The 18,241-nt window shown below is 71.1% G+C and carries 12 protein-coding genes; 3 read left to right on the forward strand and 9 right to left on the reverse strand.

Annotation, left to right across the window (positions count from 1 at the left end; genetic code table 11):
* Window positions 1-184: 184 nt before the first annotated feature.
* The 4 genes from G412_RS0125535 to nsdA form a co-directional block, all read right to left on the reverse strand.
* Window positions 185-2,662 carry a [protein-PII] uridylyltransferase gene (locus G412_RS0125535; RefSeq protein ID WP_028814565.1) on the reverse strand — a complete coding sequence of 826 codons (2,478 nt, stop codon included), beginning with the start codon at window positions 2,660-2,662 and terminating at the stop codon, window positions 185-187.
* Window positions 2,663-2,694: 32 nt separating this feature from the next.
* The gene (locus G412_RS0125540) at window positions 2,695-3,033 is read right to left on the reverse strand and encodes a P-II family nitrogen regulator (RefSeq protein WP_028814566.1); all 339 of its coding nucleotides are present in this window, start codon (window positions 3,031-3,033) and stop codon (window positions 2,695-2,697) included.
* Window positions 3,030-4,394: an ammonium transporter gene (locus G412_RS0125545; protein WP_028814567.1), complete on the reverse strand. Its 1,365-nt coding sequence runs from the start codon at window positions 4,392-4,394 to the stop codon at window positions 3,030-3,032. Before G412_RS0125545 ends, G412_RS0125540 begins: the two co-directional genes overlap by 4 nt.
* 337 nt (window positions 4,395-4,731) lie before the next feature.
* A complete protein-coding gene (nsdA, locus tag G412_RS0125550) occupies window positions 4,732-6,207 on the reverse strand; it encodes a transcriptional repressor NsdA (RefSeq protein ID WP_028814568.1) in 1,476 nt (491 codons plus the stop codon).
* A 426-nt stretch (window positions 6,208-6,633) separates the two neighbouring features.
* Here nsdA and G412_RS0125555 point away from each other — a divergent pair, with 426 nt between their 5' ends.
* Window positions 6,634-7,302 carry a bifunctional DNA primase/polymerase gene (locus tag G412_RS0125555; protein ID WP_028814569.1) on the forward strand — a complete coding sequence of 223 codons (669 nt, stop codon included), beginning with the start codon at window positions 6,634-6,636 and terminating at the stop codon, window positions 7,300-7,302.
* Window positions 7,303-7,398: 96 nt separating this feature from the next.
* On the opposite strand, the gene ftsY is transcribed toward G412_RS0125555, so the two are convergent.
* The gene (ftsY, locus tag G412_RS0125560; RefSeq protein ID WP_028814570.1) at window positions 7,399-8,622 is read right to left on the reverse strand and encodes a signal recognition particle-docking protein FtsY; all 1,224 of its coding nucleotides are present in this window, start codon (window positions 8,620-8,622) and stop codon (window positions 7,399-7,401) included.
* Between the two features lie 153 nt (window positions 8,623-8,775).
* On the opposite strand from ftsY, the gene G412_RS0125565 reads away from it, so the two are divergent.
* Together G412_RS0125565 and G412_RS0125570 are read left to right on the forward strand one after the other, a co-directional pair.
* On the forward strand, window positions 8,776-10,239 hold the full coding sequence (locus tag G412_RS0125565; RefSeq protein ID WP_028814571.1) for a cytosine permease: 1,464 nt from the start codon (window positions 8,776-8,778) through the stop codon (window positions 10,237-10,239).
* Window positions 10,240-10,301: 62 nt separating this feature from the next.
* Window positions 10,302-11,273, forward strand: a complete 972-nt coding sequence (locus tag G412_RS0125570) for an LLM class flavin-dependent oxidoreductase (RefSeq protein ID WP_028814572.1) — start codon at window positions 10,302-10,304, stop codon at window positions 11,271-11,273.
* Between the two features lie 40 nt (window positions 11,274-11,313).
* On the opposite strand, the gene G412_RS0125575 is transcribed toward G412_RS0125570, so the two are convergent.
* The 4 genes from G412_RS0125575 to G412_RS0125590 form a co-directional block, all read right to left on the reverse strand.
* Window positions 11,314-12,732 (reverse strand): sugar porter family MFS transporter, encoded by a 1,419-nt coding sequence (locus G412_RS0125575; protein WP_028814573.1) that lies wholly within the window; start codon window positions 12,730-12,732, stop codon window positions 11,314-11,316.
* A gap of 218 nt (window positions 12,733-12,950) precedes the next feature.
* Entirely contained in the window at window positions 12,951-17,099 is a 4,149-nt protein-coding gene (locus G412_RS0125580; protein WP_028814574.1) for a chromosome segregation SMC family protein, read from the reverse strand.
* A gap of 204 nt (window positions 17,100-17,303) precedes the next feature.
* Window positions 17,304-17,519 (reverse strand): hypothetical protein, encoded by a 216-nt coding sequence (locus G412_RS0125585; protein WP_028814575.1) that lies wholly within the window; start codon window positions 17,517-17,519, stop codon window positions 17,304-17,306.
* 371 nt (window positions 17,520-17,890) lie between these two features.
* The gene (locus tag G412_RS0125590; RefSeq protein WP_028814576.1) at window positions 17,891-18,172 is read right to left on the reverse strand and encodes an acylphosphatase; all 282 of its coding nucleotides are present in this window, start codon (window positions 18,170-18,172) and stop codon (window positions 17,891-17,893) included.
* Window positions 18,173-18,241 lie beyond the last annotated feature (69 nt).

Consider the following 18,241-nt stretch of genomic DNA (forward strand, 5'->3'; position numbering starts at 1 on the left):
CCGGCCCCGCAAAACGTGAGCCCTCGCCTGCCATATGCGACCGGCGAGGGCGGAACCCCCGCGTATGCGGGGAGCATGTTGCTTCCATGTCGGCCTCGCTGAGCCGCCCCGGATCACCCCCGCGTTTGCGAGGAGCAACCGCTCGGGAGTAACGCCCGCCAGAGACAGAAGGTTACGCGTCCGCTCAGCGCAGCGCCGACTCCAGCGCCTTGGCGACCGACGCCGCGTCACCGTCCGGCAGCGGCGCGCCGTCCGGCCCTGTGACGTAGAACGCATCGACCGCGTTCGCGCCCAGGGTGCTGATGTGCGCGCTGCGCACCCGTACCTTCGCCGCCTCCAGGGCGTGGCCGATGCGGTGCAGCAGTCCCGGCGCGTCCTGCGCGCGCACCTCGATCACCGTCGCGAGACGGGACCCGGCAGGGGCGACCGTGACGCGCGGCGGTGGGGCCTGCGCGCCCCGCCTGCGCGGGTTCTTCTCGTACGCGCGCTCCCGCTCGGCCAGGCGGGACGGGATGTCCAGGGAGCCGTCCAGGGCGCGTACGAGGTCCGCCCGCAGCCGGGCTCCCTGTGGCAGCGCCCCGTACTCCGCCGCCACCCGCCAGTCGAGCAGCAGTACGCCGGGCTGCGCATCCGGGCCGTCCACCCAGTCCGGGAGTTCGGCGGCCCGCAGTTCCGCCGTCCGTACGGTCAGCCGGTGCATCGCCAGCACGCCGGCCACGGCCGGCAGGACACCGGGCTGGTCCGGTACGGCGATCAGCAGCTCGACGCCCAGCGGCTCCGGCTCCTGCCCGGCGTCCTCCGCGTGCGCCTCCGGCTGCGCGCGCAGCGACAGGACGGGGCCGCCGGTACGGAACGCCTCCATGGCGAGACGTTCCTGCTCGGCGCTGGGAGCGGCGGGTTCCGGCGCGGCCGGTTCCGCGCCCGCCAGCACGGCGGCGACGCGCTTGACCAGGTCGGTGACGAGTGAGGCGCGCCAGGTGGACCAGGCGGCGGGCCCGGTGGCCAGTGCGTCGGCCTCGGTGAGGGCGTGCAGGAGTTCGAGGGTGCCGGTCGATCCGACCGCGTCGGCGACCGCGCGGACGGTCGCCGGGTCGTCCAGGTCACGCCGGGTCGCGGTCTCGATGAGCAGGAGGTGGTGGCGTACGAGCGTGGCGATCACGCCCACGTCCGCGCGGTCGAAGCCGATACGGGCGGCGACGTCGCGGGCGATGATCTCGCCGGCCACCGAGTGGTCGCCGGGCCAGCCCTTGCCGAAGTCGTGCAGCAGGGCGGCGGTCAGCAGCAGGTCGGGGCGGTGGACGCGGCGGGTGAGCGCGGAGGCCCGTACGGCCGTCTCGACCAGGTGCCGGTCGACGGTCCAGGTGTGGACGGGATTGCGCTGCGGACGGCACCGCACCCGCTCCCAGTCGGGCAGCAGCCGCGTGATGAGGCCCTCGGCCTCCAGCGCCTCCCACACCCCGATCGTCGCCTCGCCCGCGCCGAGCAGCGTGACGAGTTCCTCGCGCGCCTCGGCCGGCCACGGCACCGGCAGCGGCCGCGCGACGGCCGCCAGGCGGCGTACGGCGTGCAGGGAGACCGGCAGCCCCGACTGCGCCGCCGCGGCGGCGGCCCGCAGCGGGAGCACCGCGTCGCGCTCGGGCCGGGCGGTACGGGCGAGCACCACCTCGCCGTCCTGCTCGACGACGCCCTCGGCGAGCGGGGTGCGTTCGGGCGCGGCCTTGCTGCCGCCGAGCATCGCGCGCAGCCTGGGCCGCACGGACCGGGCGCGCAGGACCCGGTTGACCTCGCGCCAGGTGACGTCGCCGGCGTACGCGATGGTGCGCGCCGCCTCGTACACCTCCCGCAGCAGCGTGTCGGCGTCCAGCAGCCCGAGTGCGCCGGCGACCTGGTCCTGCTCCTGGAGGGCGAGTCGGTCGGTGGCACGTCCGGTGGTCAGGTGCAGTGCGTCGCGTACGTCGAGGAGCCGGCGCCGCGCCGCGTCGAGGCCCTCGCGCGGGGCGTCGGCCAGCCAGGAGGCGGCGACGGCACGCAGCGCGGTGGCGTCGCGCAGGCCGCCGCGTGCCTCCTTGAGGTCGGGTTCCAGCAGGTACTGGAGTTCGCCCTGCCGTACGGCCCGTTCCTGGCACAGCCCGTGGAGTTCGGGCAGCCGCTTGGGGGCGAGATTGCGCCAGTCGGCGAGTACGGCGGTGCGCAGTCCGGCGGTGACCCCGAGGTCGCCGGCGATGTGCCGGGCGTCGAGGAGCCCGAGGTGCACCTTGAGGTCCTCGCCGGCGGTTTTGCGGGCCTCGGCGGGCGTACGTACGGAATGGTCGAGGGCGAGACCCAGGTCCCAGACGGGGTACCAGACGCGGTCGGCGAGCGCCGCGACGGCGCTCTGGTCGGCGCGGCCGTCGTGCAGGAGCAGCAGGTCGAGGTCGCTGCGCGGGGACAGCTCGCCCCGCCCGTAGCCCCCGACGGCGACGAGGGCCGCGCCGCGTACCCCCGCTTCGAGGGCGGCCGTGGTGAACAGCGCCTCCAGCCAGTCGTCGGTCAGCCGGGCGAGGCCGGAACGGCGCGACGGCCCGGACTGCGACTTCTCCTGGAGAAGTCGCAGCCGGGCCGCCGCGTAGCCACTGGGTCCCGAGTCGTCGGACGGTTCGGTGATCACTTCTGCGCTCGTCACCCAGCAGCTCCCGTTGTCTGTGCGGTCGGAAATCAGAGGGCGTCCGGGCCGCGTTCGCCGGTCCGTACCCTGACCGCCGTCTCGACCGGCACGCTCCACACCTTGCCGTCGCCGATCTTGCCGGTACGGGCGGCCTTCACGACCACTTCGATGAGCTGTTCGGCGTCACTGTCCTCGACCAGCACCTCGATCCGGATCTTCGGTACGAGGTCGACCGTGTACTCGGCGCCCCGGTAGACCTCGGTGTGGCCGCGCTGGCGCCCGTATCCGCTGGCCTCGGTGACCGTGAGTCCCTGGACTCCGAAGGCCTGGAGGGCCTCCTTGGTCTCGTCGAGCCGGTGCGGCTTCACGACTGCCGTGATGAGCTTCATGCGTCCACCTTCTTGGTCTGCGTCGCGGCGTCGGCGTTGCCGGTCGCGCCGGGTGCGGGTACGGCCGTGCGGGAGGCGGAACCGCCGCCCGCTCCGCTGAAGTCGTACGCGGTCTCGGCGTGCTCGACCTGGTCGATGCCGGAGACCTCGTCGTCCTCGGGGACCCGCATGCCCATCACCTTGTCGATGACGAAGGCGAGGAGCGCGGAGACCACCAGAGAGTAGGCCAGCACCGCGAAGACACCCACGGCCTGCTTGCCGAGCTGGTCGAGTCCGCCGCCGTAGAAGAGGCCCTTGGCGTCGGACTGGACGCCGCCGGTGGCGAAGAAGCCGACGAGGAGGGAGCCGACGATGCCGCCGACGAGGTGGACGCCGATGACGTCCAGGGAGTCGTCGTAACCCAGCTTGTACTTGAGGCCGACGGCCATGGCGCACAGCAGACCGGCGATGGCGCCGACGGCGATCGCGCCGAGCGGGCTGACGGAGCCGCCGGCCGGGGTGATGGCGACGAGGCCCGCGACGGCGCCGGATGCGGCTCCGAGCGTGGTGAACGAACCGTGGCGGATCTTCTCGTACGCCAGCCAGGCGAGCATGGCGGCGGCGGTGGCGACCTGGGTGTTGAGGAACATCACGGCGCCGACGCCGTCGTCGTTGCCCAGCCAGGAGCCGGCGTTGAAGCCGAACCAGCCGAACCACAGGAGCCCGGCGCCGAGCATCACCAGCGGCAGGCTGTGCGGGCGCATCGGGTCCTTCTTGAAGCCGACGCGCTTTCCGATGACGAGGATGACGCCCAGCGCCGCGGCGCCGGCGTTGATGTGGACGGCCGTGCCGCCCGCGAAGTCGATGACGCCCATCTCGAAGAGCCAGCCGCCGGAGCCCCACACCCAGTGCGCGACCGGGAAGTAGACGACGGTGACCCACAGGGTGATGAAGAGCGCCCAGGCGGTGAACTTGACGCGGTCGGCCAGGGCGCCGCTGATCAGGGCCGGGGTGAGGATCGCGAACATCAGCTGGAAGACAGCGAAGACGTAGACCGGGATGGTGTAGCCGTCCCAGAGCTCGGTGACTCCGATGTTGCTGAGTCCGACGTAGTCGGAGGACCAGCCGATGACCGAGCCGACGTCGGTGCCGAAGGCGAGGCTGAAGCCGTAGAGCACCCACAGGATCGTGACGATCCCGAGGCTGATGAAGCTCATCATCAGCATGTTCAGGGTGGACTTGACGCGGACCATGCCTCCGTAGAAGAAGGCCAGGCCCGGCGTCATGAGCATCACCAGGGCGGAACAGATGAGCATGAAGCCGGTATTGGCGGCAGACAGTTCGATCTTGTCTGCGGCAAGCGTCGTGATGCCTGGAGGCATCGGCGTCTCCTCGTCGTCGGTGCGGCCCGTGCGGGGGCGGAGCCTGTTGGCCTGTTGGCCGGTCGGCAGCAAAGGGATGAGCCGGTTATGCGCCATGAGGTTGGCGCAGCGCCGTTTCCGTCGATGCCCCTCGATGTTTCGCCGCAGTGACGAAGAGGTCGTGCGTGTTACGTACGGGTGAACCGCCGGACCGGGGCCCGTACGGCCGTTATCGTGTCGCAACCATCAAAAAACCGGCCGCGACCGCTACCCGTTCGACCTGGCGCGGGGGAGCCGAGTCGGGCTTCACGGGGTGGCTGTCGCGACCGGCGTCTGTGGCGGCCGCCGGGCCGGGCCCTCAGACCGCTTCGGCGGCTTCGGGGAGCTGGGCTGCGAGCTGGTCGGTGAGGTCGACGACCTCCGCCACGTCGCCGAAGTCCCTGGCGGCGGTGTCGACGGTCTTGCGGAGCCGGGTGTTGACCCGCTCGGAGCGGACGCGCCTGGCGACGCCCAGGGCCTTTTCGGCCAGTACGACGGACTGCTCGGGCTCGCGCTTGAGGAGGTGCACGGTGGCCATGCCGATGAGGTTGAGTGCGTACGAACGCTGGTGCTCCTCGTCCCTCCCGAAGAGCTCGACCGCGCGCTCCATGACGGGTTCGGCGAGCGAGGCGTAGCTGGGGCTGCGGCCGGCGACATAGGCCAGGTCGCGGTACGAGTGGGCGTTCTCGCCGTTGAGCTCGGCCTCGGAGAAGAAGCGGATCCAGTCGGGCTCGGGCTCGCCGTCCAGGCCCGCGTCGGCGAAGGTGTCCTCGGCCATCCGGACGGCCCGTTTGCACTTGCTGGGCTGGCCGATGTTGGCGTAGGCGCGGGCCTCCATCGCATACAGCATGGCCTGGGTCCTGGGGGTGGCGCAGTCGCGGCTGCCGTACTGCGCGAGGTGGATGAGCTCCAGCGCGTCGTCGGGCCGGCCGAGGTGGATCATCTGGCGGCTCATGCTGGACAGGACGTACGACCCGAAGGGCTTGTCGCCCGCTTCCTTGGCGGCGTGCAGCGCGAGGACGAAGTACTTCTGGGCGGTGGGCTGCAGGCCCACGTCGTAACTCATCCAGCCGGCCAGCTCGGCCAGCTCGGCGGCGCATTTGAAGAGCCGCTTGGAGGTGGCTTCGGGCTGCGGTTCCTGGAGCAGGTCCGTCACTTCGTGCAGCTGTCCGACGACCGCCTTGCGCCGCAGTCCGCCGCCGCACTGGGCGTCCCACTGGCGGAACATCATGGTCGTGGACTCCAGCAGGTCGAGCTCCGGCCTGGAGAGCCGGGACGGCCGTCGCGACGATCCGGCCGGTTCCGGGCGGCGCGGCTCGCCGGCGGGCGCGGGAACGAGCCAGCGCTGCATGGGCTCGATGAGCGCCGGTCCGGCGGCGAGCGCCAGCGAGGTGCCGAGGAAGCCGCGGCGCGCGAGCATCAGGTCGCTGCGCGAGAACTCGCTGAGCAGCGCGACCGTCTGCGGGCCCGCCCAGGGCAGGTCGACGCCCGACACGGACGGTGACTGGTGCGCGGAGCGCAGTCCGAGGTCCTCGACGGCGACGACGCTGCCGAAGCGCTCGGAGAAGAGCTCGGACAGGATGCGCGGGATCGGCTCGCGCGGCTGCTCGCCGTCCAGCCAGCGGCGTACCCGCGAGGTGTCCGTGCTGATGTGGTGCGCGCCCATCTGGCGCGCCCTGCGGTTCACTTGACGCGCGAGCTCGCCCTTGGACCAGCCGCTGCGCACGAACCACGAGCCCAGCTGCTCGTTCGGGCGCTTTCCAGCGTTCGTACCGCCTGCGCCACTGCCGCTCACTGGAACGCCCCCATCCCGCTGAAGCCTCTTTGCCCTAACCCCTGACAGAATGCCGTGAGTTGCGGCCTGTTGTCCCGGGGATGCGCCCCCTCGAACAGGAAAACGGGTTGCCTCAGGCATACCCACAAGCGCGGTTATTCCGGATTTCGTGTACCGAAAGTAATCCTACGATCACCCCTCCGGCCATGGCGATTCCACAAACGCCACCATTCGCCACCCCATCGAATGAACTCCCCCGCCGCCGGGCGCGATTCACTTGACAGACGCCGATCAGGAGTTGGCGGAGCGATGTGCGCCGGGGCGCCCGGTCCGGCCCGCACCACCTCCAGTGATCCTGTGCGCCGCCGGACCACCTCGACGGCAGCGGAGCGTCACAGGTTGACTCCAAGTCGTAACCACCGGCGCACTGGACCCGTTGGAGGGGGCATGGGCTTCACGATCGGCCGGGAGACGCGGTCCGGCTCACGGCGCCGCGGCCGCATGTCGGACTGCACAACGGTGGCGGAGTACACCGGGCTGTGGGGCTGGGCGGTGGTGCCGGGCGCCAGAGCGGGTTCCGGTGCGGCGGGTGCGGGAGCGCGGGCCTGCTCGTGCGGCGATACGGCGTGCCGGGCACCCGGCGCCCATCCGCTGGACTTCGCGCCCGAGGTGCCGGCCGGCGCCTCTCTCGACGACGTGACCAAGACCTGGTCGGAGTTCCCGGGCGCGGCGGTGCTGCTGCCTGTGGGCCGTACGTTCGACGTCATCGAGGTCGCCGAGGCCGCAGGGCGCCGGGCGCTCGTACGGCTGGAGCGGATGGGGCTGCCGCTGGGGCCGGTGACCGCGACTCCGGACGGCCGGGCCCACTTCCTCGTCGCGCCGGGAGCCGCCGCCGAGCTGCCCCGGCTTCTCTACCGGATGGGCTGGGACGACGCGGACCTCGACCTGCGCGGCCTGGGCCCCGGCGACCACATCACGGCGCCGCCGTCCGACCTGGCCGGCCTCGGCCCGGTCCGCTGGCTGCGCCCGCCGGCCCTGGACACGGCCCTGGCGCCGCCCCAGGCGCGGTTGCTGGTCGGGACCCTGGCGTACGTGGCGCACCGGTCGCCGGCGTAGCGAAGGCCTCAATCGCCGGACGGGCTTCAAGAGAGCCCGTCCGGCGATTGAGGCCTTCGGGGTCCGGGGCCGCGCCCCGGTCGCCCTGATCGGCGGCTAGTCGCCGATCAGGGCGTCCACGAACGCCTCCGGCTCGAACGGAGCCAGGTCGTCCGCACCCTCGCCGAGCCCGATCAGCTTCACCGGCACACCCAGCTCGCGCTGCACCGCGATCACGATGCCGCCCTTCGCCGTGCCGTCCAGCTTCGTCAGCACGATGCCGGTGATGTCCACGACCTCCGCGAAGACCCGCGCCTGCACCAGACCGTTCTGCCCGGTCGTCGCATCCAGCACCAGCAGCACCTCGTCGAGCGGGCCGTGCTTCTCCACGACGCGCTTGACCTTGCCGAGCTCGTCCATGAGCCCTGCCTTGGTGTGCAGCCGGCCGGCCGTGTCGATGAGTACGACGTCCGCACCCTCGGCGATACCTTCCTTCACCGCGTCGAAGGCGACCGACGCCGGGTCGCCGCCCTCGGGCCCGCGCACCGTGCGCGCGCCGACCCGGTCGCCCCAGGTCTGGAGCTGGTCGGTGGCCGCCGCGCGGAAGGTGTCCGCCGCGCCCAGCACCACGCTGCGGCCGTCGGCCACCAGTACGCGGGCGAGCTTGCCGGTGGTGGTGGTCTTGCCGGTGCCGTTGACGCCGACGACCATGACGATGCCCGGAATGTCGGCGCCGCTCTCGGTCTTCACCGCGCGGTCCATGTCCGTACCGAGCAGGTTGAGCAGCTCCTCGCGGAGCTGGACGCGCAGCTCGTCCGGCGTACGCGTGCCGAGCACCCGTACGCGCTCGCGCAGCCGCTCGACCAGTTCCTGGGTCGGGGCCACGCCGACGTCCGCGGTGAGCAGGGTGTCCTCGATCTCCTCCCAGGTGTCCTCGTCGAGGTGTTCACGCGAGAGCAGGGTCAGCAGACCCTTGCCGAGGGTGTTCTGCGAGCGGGCGAGCCGGGTGCGCAGCCGCACCAGGCGGCCGGCGGTGGGCTCGGGGATCTCGATCTCGGGCGCGACGGGTGCGGCGACGACCGGGTCCTCGACGGCGACGGGCTCCTGGACGGCGGTCGACGCGTCGGGGAGATCCACCTCCTCGATGGTCCGGCGCGCTTCGTCGCGCGGTGGCGCCGCGTCCTCGCCGACCTGCGGTTCGGCGGGCGGGGCGGTGATGGTCGGCGTGCTCGGCGGCGCCTGGGGCGGCAGCTTCTTCTTCTTGCGGCTGCTGACCACGAGCCCACTGATGGCGCCGATCGCGACCAGGGCGATGACTACAGCAAGGATGACGATTTCCATAACCCACCCAGTATCAGCCACACCCGTACGGGACGGGTCTGCTAGGAGGATCACACGAGAGCCTTGAGGAGGATTTGGACCTTTTGGGGGGACCGTACGTTCGTCTGCCCGTAAGATGCTGTTGGTCCCCCCACCCCTGCACGGAGTTCCCCCATGCCAGAAACCGTCGCCCCGGAGTCCGAGGGCGCGATAGAGACCCGCGGTCTTGAGCCCGTCCCCGACAACGAGCGCTCGGGCCGCGTCCGTGAACTCTTCCCCACCTGGGTCGCCGCCAACATCAGCGTGCTGCTGCTCACCATGGGCGCAGGGCTGGTGGTCTTCAACCGCCTGAACATCTGGCAGGTGCTGGCCGTCGCCGTCGCGGCGCCCGTCGTCTCGTACGGACTGACCGGCCTGATCTCGATCGCGGGCAAGCGCGGCGGGTCGCCCGGCATGGCGCTCTCCAGGGCGGTGTTCGGCCAGCGGGGCAACCTCTTCCCCGGCTCGCTGATCTGGATCGCGCGCTGGGGCTGGGAGACGATCAACGCGGTGACCGGTGCGTACGCCGTGCTGACCGTGCTCGATCTGCTCTTCGGCATCAAGAGCAACACCACCCTGATCGTCGTGACGCTGCTGCTCTTCGTGGGCTGCACGTTCCTCGTCTCCGGTCTTGGCATCAACGCCCTGCGCCGGTGCAGCACCTGGTCGGCGTACCTCTTCGGCGCGTTCAGCGTGCTCGTGCTGATCTACCTGATCGCCAGCACGGACTGGGCCGCCGTGTTCGCCAAGCCGGCCGGTTCCACCGCGATGATGATCGCGGGCATCGGCACCATCGCGGCCGGCGGCATCAGCTGGGTGCCTTCGGGCCCCGACTTCACCCGCTACCTGCCGCGCACGGCGTCGGCCAAGGGCATGGTCGGCGCCACCGTCGGCGGCGCGGGCGTCGTCGTCCTGCCGATGGTGCTCATGGGTGCGGTGATGGCCGTCAGTACGCCGGACCTGGCGTCGGCCAAGGACCCGGTGTCCTTCATCGGCGAGCTGCTGCCGAGCTGGATCGCCGTTCCGTATCTGCTGATCGCCCTGATCGGCATGCTGCTGATCAACTCGATGTCGATGTACTCGGCCGGCTTCACCGCGCAGACGCTGGGCATCAACGTGCCGCGCGCCTGGGCCGTCAGCGTCAACGCGGTCATCAGCCTGGTCTTCGGCTTCCTGCTGATGGTGGTGGCGACGAGCTTCTTCGGTTCGTTCATCTCCTTCCTGACGCTGCTGGCCGTGGCGTTCTCCGCGTGGATCGGTGTCTTCGGTGTGGACATGCTGAGCCGTCGTACGTACGACGGTGAGGCGCTGATGGACACCACCCGCACCAGCGGCTACTGGTACCGGGGCGGTTTCGCCTGGCAGGCCATGACGGCGTGGGGCGTCGCGCTGGTGGTGGGCCTGCTGTTCACCAAGGTCGACTGGTTCACCGGGCCGCTCGCCGGTTCCTGGATCGGGCGCAACGGCCTGGGCTGGGCGGCGACGATCGTCGTGGCGGCGCTGCTGTACGCGGTGCTGCCGAGGACGAGGGCCGTGGAGCCGGAGCACAGGGCCGGGGCCGAGAAGGCGCCCGAGCCCGTCGGCAGCCTGTCCATCTGACGTAACGTCAACTAACGTCCCCCTTCGCCACATAGACACCCGGCGGAGGGGGACGTTTCGTCATGGCCTTCACAGTGGTCCGCTTCAACCTCGTCGATCCCGACGCGACCCCCGAGACGCACGCGGCCCGTTACCGCGCCGCCCTGGAGATGGCGGCGTACGCCGACGACCGCGGCATCGACACCGTCCAGACCGAGGAGCACCACGGCGCCGCCAACGGCTGGATCCCCTCCCCCTTCGTCTTCGCGGGCTCGGTCCTCGGCGCGACGCGGCGCATCTCGGTCACCGTCTCGGCGGTCATCGGGCCGCTGTACGAGCCGCTGCGGCTGGCCGAGGACATCGCCGTACTCGACCTGATCGGCCAGGGACGCCTGGTCACCGTCGCGGGCATCGGCTACCGGCCGGAGGAGTACGAGCAGCTGGGCGTCGACTGGGGGCGGCGCGGCAGCCTCCAGGACGAGGTGCTCGAAACGCTGCTGCTGGCGTGGACCGGCGAGCCCTTCCCGTACCGCGGCCGCACCGTGCGGGTCACGCCGCGCCCGTACACGCGGCCGCATCCGCCCCTGCTGGTCGGCGGGTCGTCGCGGGCGGCGGCCCGGCGCGCGGCCCGCTTCGGCCTGCCGTTCTTCCCGAGCGCGCACCTGCCCGAGCTGGAGGCCTACTACGACGCGAAGCGGGCGGAGTTCGGGACCGGCGGCTTCTGCGTGATGCCGGCCGCCGAGACGCCGATGCTGCATGTCGCACAGGATCCGGACCGTACGTGGGCCGAGTACGGGGAGCACTTCCTGCACGAGGCGCAGACGTACGCCTCCTGGCAGTCCAAGGACGTCACGTCGGCCGTACGGTCGCGGGCGGCCACCGTCGATGAGCTGCGCGACGAGGGGGTCTACCGGGTCGTGACGCCGGACGAGTGCGTGGCGCTCGCGGCGGAGAGTCTCGTACTGCATCCGCTGTGCGGCGGGATGCCGGTGGACGAGGGCTGGCGCAGTCTGCAGCTGTTCTCGGAAAACGTACTGCCCCGGCTCAGCGGGTGAGCCGGGGCAGTGCCGTGTTCGAGGAGAGGGGCAGCGGGGGTTAGCCCATCTCCTCCAACGCCTTGCCCTTGGTCTCCTTCACGAACTTGAGCACGAAGGGGATCGAGAGCAGGGCGAAGAATGTGTAGATCACGTACGTCCCCGAGAGGTTCCACTCGGACAGGCTCGGGAAGCTCGCGGTGATCGCCCAGTTGGCGATCCACTGTGCGGAGGCGGCGACGCCGAGCGCGGCGGCGCGCAGCCGGTTCGGGAACATCTCGCCGAGGAAGACCCAGACGACGACACCCCACGAGAGGGCGAAGAAGAGCACGAAGACGTGGGCGGCGATCAGCGCGACGATGCCCTGGGTGTGGGGCAGTTTGCCGTCGATGAGGTCGGCGGAGAAGGCCCAGGCCTCGAAGGCGAGGGCGAGCGCCATGCCGGTCGAGCCGATGAGGGCGAGCGGCCTGCGGCCGATCCGGTCGACGAGCATCATGGCGATCACGGTGCCGACGATGTTGATGATCGACGTCGTGAACGAGTAGAAGAACGAGTCGCTCGGGTTGATGCCGACCGACTGCCACAGCGTCGCGGAGTAGTAGAAGGCGACGTTGATACCGACGAGCTGCTGGAAGACCGAGAGGCCGATGCCGATCCAGACGATGGGCAGGAAGCCGAAGCGGCTGCCGAGCAGGTCCTTGAAGGTGGACTTGTGCTCGCTGCGCATGGCGTTCTCGATCTCGGTGACGCGCAGGTCGAGGTCGACGTTCTTGCCCTCGACGTCGGCCAGGATCGCCTTGGCCTTGTCGACCTTGCCGACGGAGATGAGGAAGCGCGGCGACTCGGGGATGACGAAGGAGAGCATGCCGTAGAGGACGGCCGGGACCACCATCACACCGAGCATGACCTGCCAGGCCTCGATACCGAGCAGCTTGCCGCGCTGGTCGCCGTCGGCCAGGTTGAGGATGCCCCAGTTGACGAGCTGGGAGACCGCGATGCCGATGACGATCGCGGCCTGCTGGAAGGAGCCGAGGCGGCCGCGGTACGCCGGCGGGGCGACCTCGGCGATGTAGGCCGGGCCGATGACCGAGGCCATGCCGATGGCGATACCGCCGAGCACCCGCCAGAAGGCGAGGTCCCACAGGGCGAACGGGAGGGCGGAGCCGACGGCGCTGACCGTGAACAGTGCGGCCGCGATCTGCATGACGCGGATGCGGCCGATGCGGTCGGCGATCCGGCCCGCGGTGGCGGCGCCGATGGCGCAGCCGATCAGGGCGATCGCGATGACCTGGGCGAGGGTCGCGGATCCTACGTCGTACTTGCCTCGGATGCCTTCGACCGCGCCGTTGATCACCGAGCTGTCATAGCCGAAGAGGAAGCCGCCCATCGCGGCTGCCGCCGTGATGAAGATGACGTGGCCGAGGTGGTCCGGGTGGGCCTCGCGGGCTCCGGACGCCGGTGGTTGCGCTGTGCTGGTCACATCAACTCCTGAGGCCTGGCCGCGTCGCCTGGCGTGGGGGGCAAGCACTTCAAGTGGGGCACAGCCTGGCGCTGCGCACCACTTGAAGGTAAAAACGACGTTGCCGAGACTATGCCTTCAGGTTTCGAAGTCAAGAGCAAGGCAATGTGAAATTCGTGGACACGGCGTGGCAGCTTGTGTTCAAGGTTTGAAGGTGAGACGACGCGGCCGGGTGGCGCTCAGCGAAGACGCTGGCTGATGACCTTGGAGACGCCGTCCCCCTGCATCGAGACGCCGTACAGCGCGTCGGCGACCTCCATCGTCCGCTTCTGGTGGGTGATCACGATCAGCTGCGAGCTCTCCTGGAGTTCCTCCATGATCCGGATGAGCCGCTGGAGGTTGGTGTCGTCGAGCGCGGCCTCGACCTCGTCCATCACGTAGAACGGGCTCGGTCTGGCCTTGAAGATCGACACCAGCATGGCCACGGCGGTCAGCGACCGCTCGCCGCCGGAGAGCAGCGAGAGCCGCTTGACCTTCTTGCCGGGCGGCCGGGCCTCGACGTCCACTCCCGTGGTGAGCATGTTGTCGGGATCGGTCAGGATCAGCCGGCCCTCGCCGCCCGGGAAGAGCCGCGAGAAAACCCCTTCGAACTCCCTCGCCGTATCGCGGAACGCCTCGCTGAAGACCTGCTCGACGCGCTCGTCGACCTCCTTGATCACCTGCATCAGGTCGGTGCGCGTCTTCTTCAGGTCTTCAAGCTGCTCGGAGAGGAACTTGTGGCGCTCCTCCAGTGCGGCGAACTCCTCCAGAGCCAGCGGGTTCACCTTCCCGAGCTGCTGGTACGCCCGTTCGGCCGCCCGGAGCCGCTTCTCCTGCTCCCCGCGCACGAACGGCCGCGGCTGGTTGCGGGGGTCCTGCGGGTCCTGGGGCACGTCCTCGCCCTCGGCGGGCGGCGACGGTGGTACGGGCTGATCGGGCCCGTACTCCGCCACCAGTCCCGCCGGCTCCACGCCCAGTTCCTCCAGCGCCTTCGTCTCCAACTGCTCGATGCGCAGCCGCTTCTCGGCGCCGAGCACCTCGCCGCGGTGAACGGAATCCGTCAGCTTGTCGAGCTCGCCCTTCAGGTCGCGGCCGCGGCCGCGCTCGGCCGCCAGTTCCCGCTCGCACTCCGCCTTGGCCGCCTCGGCCGCGGCCCGCTCCTCGTCGGCCCGTACGAGCGACACCTCGGCATGGGCCAGCAGTTGCCGCGCACCGGACGCGACGGCCGCCGCCACCTGCGCCTCGTGCCGCAGCCGCGCGCGCCGCTGCTCGACGCGCGCCCGCGCCTCACGCTCCGCGCGCGCCCCCCGGTCGAGGGCGTCGGCCCGTCCGGCGAGCCCCTTGACCCGCTCCTCGTGCGTGCGGACCTGGAGCCGGGCCTCCATCTCGGTCTGGCGGGCGTTGGCCCCGTCGGCGGCGAGCCGGTCCCGCAGGGAAGTGTCCGGCTCTTCCTCTACGGGCGCTTCCTCGGCCGCCAGCAGGCGCTCGGCCAGCTCCTGGGCCTCCTCGGTGGCCCGCTCCAGCGCTTCCTGGGCGCGGGCGGCGGCGGCGGCCGACCGCTCGGCCTCGCCCGCGGCGCCACGCGCCTGCCCGGCGAGCCGCCCGAGCTGCTGCGCGACGCCCGACTTCTCCCGGTCGGCGGCGCGGCGCCGCTGGGCCAGCTCCTCGACGAGTGCGGCACACGCGTTACGCCGCTCCCCTGCCCGGTGCTGGGCCCCGGCCAGCTCCTCGCACCGTACGGCGAGCTCCGCCAGCTCGGCGGCGGCCTCGTCGACGGAGGCCTGCACCTCCAGCAGGCTCGGCGCCCCCGCCGAGCCGCCGTGTGCGTAGTACGCCCCGAGAACATCACCCTCGGCGGTCACAGCGGTCAGCTCCGGCCTGGCGGCGACCAGATCCTCGGCGTCCTCCAGCGTCCCGACGACGACCATGTCCCGCACGAGCCACCGCACGGCAGGCATCAACCCGGCAGGCCCCCGCACCAGCTCGGCAACGGCCGCCACCCCACCGCCCTCCCGCCGCAGCGCAACGACACCACCCCGCACGACCGCTCCCGCCACCCCGTCCCCGGCAGCGTCGCCCCCCGGCCCGGACGCACCACCCTGGCCGGGCACGCCGTGCACGACGCCACCCCGCGCGGCCGCTCCCGCCACCCCGCCCCCGGCAGCGTCGCCCTCCGAACCGGACGCACCACCCTGGCCGGGTACGCCGTGAGCGGCGCCGAGTCCGTCGGAAGCCGCACCCCGGCCCCGCTCACCGCCCGCACCCGCAGTCCCGGACGCACCACCCTGCCCAGGCACACCGCCCACGACGCCGGTCCCGGAAGCCGCATCCCCGTCCCACTCACCGCCCGCACCCGCCGAACCGGCGACGTCCGCCCAGTCCGGCACACCCCCTGCGACTACGGCCCCACCAGCACCAGCAGTCACGTCCCCCGGAGCGGACGCACCACCCTGGCCGGGTACGCCGTGAGCGGCGCCGGGGCTCTCGGGTGCCGGGGGCTCGGTGGCTGCCTCACCGGCGTCGGCCGGCCGGTGGGGCGCTACGTCGACGGTGGCCGAGGCGCCGGTATCCCCGTCGCGCCCGCCGAACGCCACGGTCCCCGCCGGGAGGCCTGCCGGTGCTGCGCCCGCCGGTCCGCCCGGCAGGAGTACCGCCCGGCCCGCGTCCTGCTTGCGCAGCAGGCGGATCGCTTCGGCGGCCGTCGCCGGGTCGGTCACCGCGACCGCGTCGGCCGCCGCTCCCAGCGCCGCCGCCACCGGGATCTCGTAGCCGGGGGTCACGGTGAGAAGCTCCGCCGCCGGGCCCAGCAGGCCGGTGAGCCGGGGCTGCGCGGCGAGGAGTGCGCCCGTGCCGTCCTTGCGCCGCAGCCCCAGGGCCAACGCGTCATGCCGCGCGGACGTCGCGGCCCGGCGGCGCTCGGCGGAAGTGGCCGCCTCCCGGGCCGCCGTGAGTCCGGCCTCCGCCTCGGCGAGGTCACGCCTGGCCGCCTCGTGCTGCTCGGCCAGTTCGGACTCGCCCGCGTCCAGCCCCTCCACCTCGGCCCTGAGCTGCTCGTACTCCTCCTGCGCGGCAGCGGCTCGCTCCTGGGCACCCTCGTGCGCGGCGGCCAGCCGGTCGATCTCCGCCTGGGCGGACCCGGCCCTGCTGCGGGCCGCGTTGACCTGGCCGCTGAGCCGGGCCAGCCCCTCGCGCCGGTCCGCGATGGCCCGCGCCGCGTCCTTGAGTCTGCGCTCCTCGGCCGCCAGCTCCCGTTCGAGTTCGGCCCGGTGTTCGACCGTGTCCTCCAGCGCCCGCCGCGCCGCCTCCAGCGCGGCCTCCAGCTCCGCCTCCTGCTCGCGGATCCTGGCGGCCTCGCGCTCCATGTCCTCCGGGTCGCGCCCGCGCCGCTCCTCCTCCTGCGGAGCTGTCGCGCTCTTCACCCGGGCGTCGGCCAGCGAGACCGTGCCACGCACCCGCTCCGCCAGCTGCGACAGCTCGTACCAGGTCTGCTGCGCCCGCTGGAGTCGCGGAGCGAGGCGGCGTACCTCTTCCTCCAGGTCTGCCTCGCGCGCCAGCGCGGCCCTCAGCTGCGCCTCGGCCGCGTCCTTGCGTTCCTTGAGCGCCGCCTCGTCGGCAATCTCCGCGCCCAGCGCGTCGCGCAGCTTCACCAGGTCGTCGGCGAGCAGCCGCAGCCGGGAGTCGCGCAGGTCGGCCTGGATGACGGCGGCCCGCCGCGCCACCGCCGCCTGCCGCCCGAGCGGCTTGAGCTGCCGCCGCAGCTCGTCGGTCAGATCCTGTATGCGCGAGAGGTTCGCCTGCATCGCGTCCAGCTTCCGCAGCGCTTTCTCTTTCCGCTTGCGGTGCTTGAGAACGCCTGCGGCCTCCTCGATGAACGCCCTGCGCCCCATCGGGTCGGCATGCAGTACGGAGTCGAGCTGGCCCTGCCCGACGATCACATGCATCTCGCGCCCTATCCCGGAGTCGGAGAGCAACTCCTGGATATCGAGCAGCCGGCACGTATCGCCATTGATCTGGTATTCGCTGCCGCCGTTGCGGAACATGATCCGCGTAATGGTGACTTCGGCGTACTCGATGGGCAGCGCACCGTCGGAGTTGTCAATGGTCAGGGAGACCTCGGCGCGGCCGAGCGGCGGCCGGCCGGTCGTCCCGGCGAAGATGACGTCCTCCATCTTGCCGCCGCGCAGCGACTTCGCGCCCTGCTCTCCCATCACCCAGGACAGGGCGTCCACCACGTTGGACTTGCCCGAGCCGTTGGGGCCGACGACGCAGGTGATCCCTGGTTCGAACCGCAATGTCGTGGCCGATGCGAATGATTTGAAACCGCGGAGAGTCATGGCCTTGAGATGCACCGCCGCACTCTACCTTTCACCGCCGGTTTCACCCCTGAAGGTGCAGGGCACATCAGACGGTAAGGGAAGAGGCCTACCCACAGGGCGGAAAAGAAAGAAGGGACGCCGAAGCGTCCCTTGCATTGTCTTGCTGATAGATCTTGAGCAGATCTCAAGCGGCTGATACGGACAGCCTGACGGGCTCGGATTCTCCTACGAGCCGTGTCAGGTGAGCGCAGGCTCCGCCTGGGGTACGTCGATGTCGATGCTGTCGAGCAGCGAATCTCCGCGGTGGTGAGCGGCGGCGCTGAGCGCGTCGTTCTCGGACTGAATCCGGTTGAGCTCGGACTCAAGATCCTGGACGCGCTGCTGAAGCCGTCGCATCTCGGCGAGGAGTCGCGGGTCGGAGCCGCCGACGTAACCGAGAAGCGCCTTTGCCATGATGGATGGTCCTCCACACTGAGTGACCGACCGAAGCGGTGGTGGGTCGTGAGGGAATCGCACCCGCGGTGCTTGTCATCTCTGTTGTTCTCAATGCCAAACAGCTAAGGTGCGCGGGGCTTCCAGAGTCTCACCAAAAAGTTTGACGGTCAACACGATCACGCCCCGTATCGCGGGCAGCCCGGGGGCGCGCAGGCGCGAAAGCGCGCCGTGCCGCCTCTACTGCGGGGCCCTGGGGGCGTAGAGATCATCCGTCCCTCGGCAGCTTTCCACGACATGCGTTTCTTGGCAACCACCAGGTCGTTTCTGTCCCAGACACCCACCACGGGCACTTCCGGAATGCGCCGGCGCCGCCCGCGCGCCGAAATCTGTCAGCGGACTTCGAATCCCGCGTAACCGCCGCGCGGTGTGCCCCAGATCTCGGTCACTCCCTCGACCCGCCCGGGAGTGTCGTCCGAACGCAGCCATTCCAGCAGACGGTGGCAATTCTCACGCGGACCCTCGGCCACGACCTGCACCCGGCCGTCGTCCAGGTTGAGGGCGAAGCCGGCGATGCCGCCGATCTCCAGAGCGTTTGCCCTGGTGAACCAGCGGAAGCCCACTCCCTGTACTCGGCCGCGTACCCAAGCGGTGAGCCGCACGTCTTTGTTCATGCCTGCACGCTAACTGGCCAAATGCTCACGAGGCACTTCGCCCCCACGCGTCATGGCGTACAGTCCCGA

The sequence above is a fragment of the Streptomyces flavidovirens DSM 40150 genome, from assembly GCF_000429085.1.
Lineage (GTDB): Bacteria > Actinomycetota > Actinomycetes > Streptomycetales > Streptomycetaceae > Streptomyces > Streptomyces flavidovirens.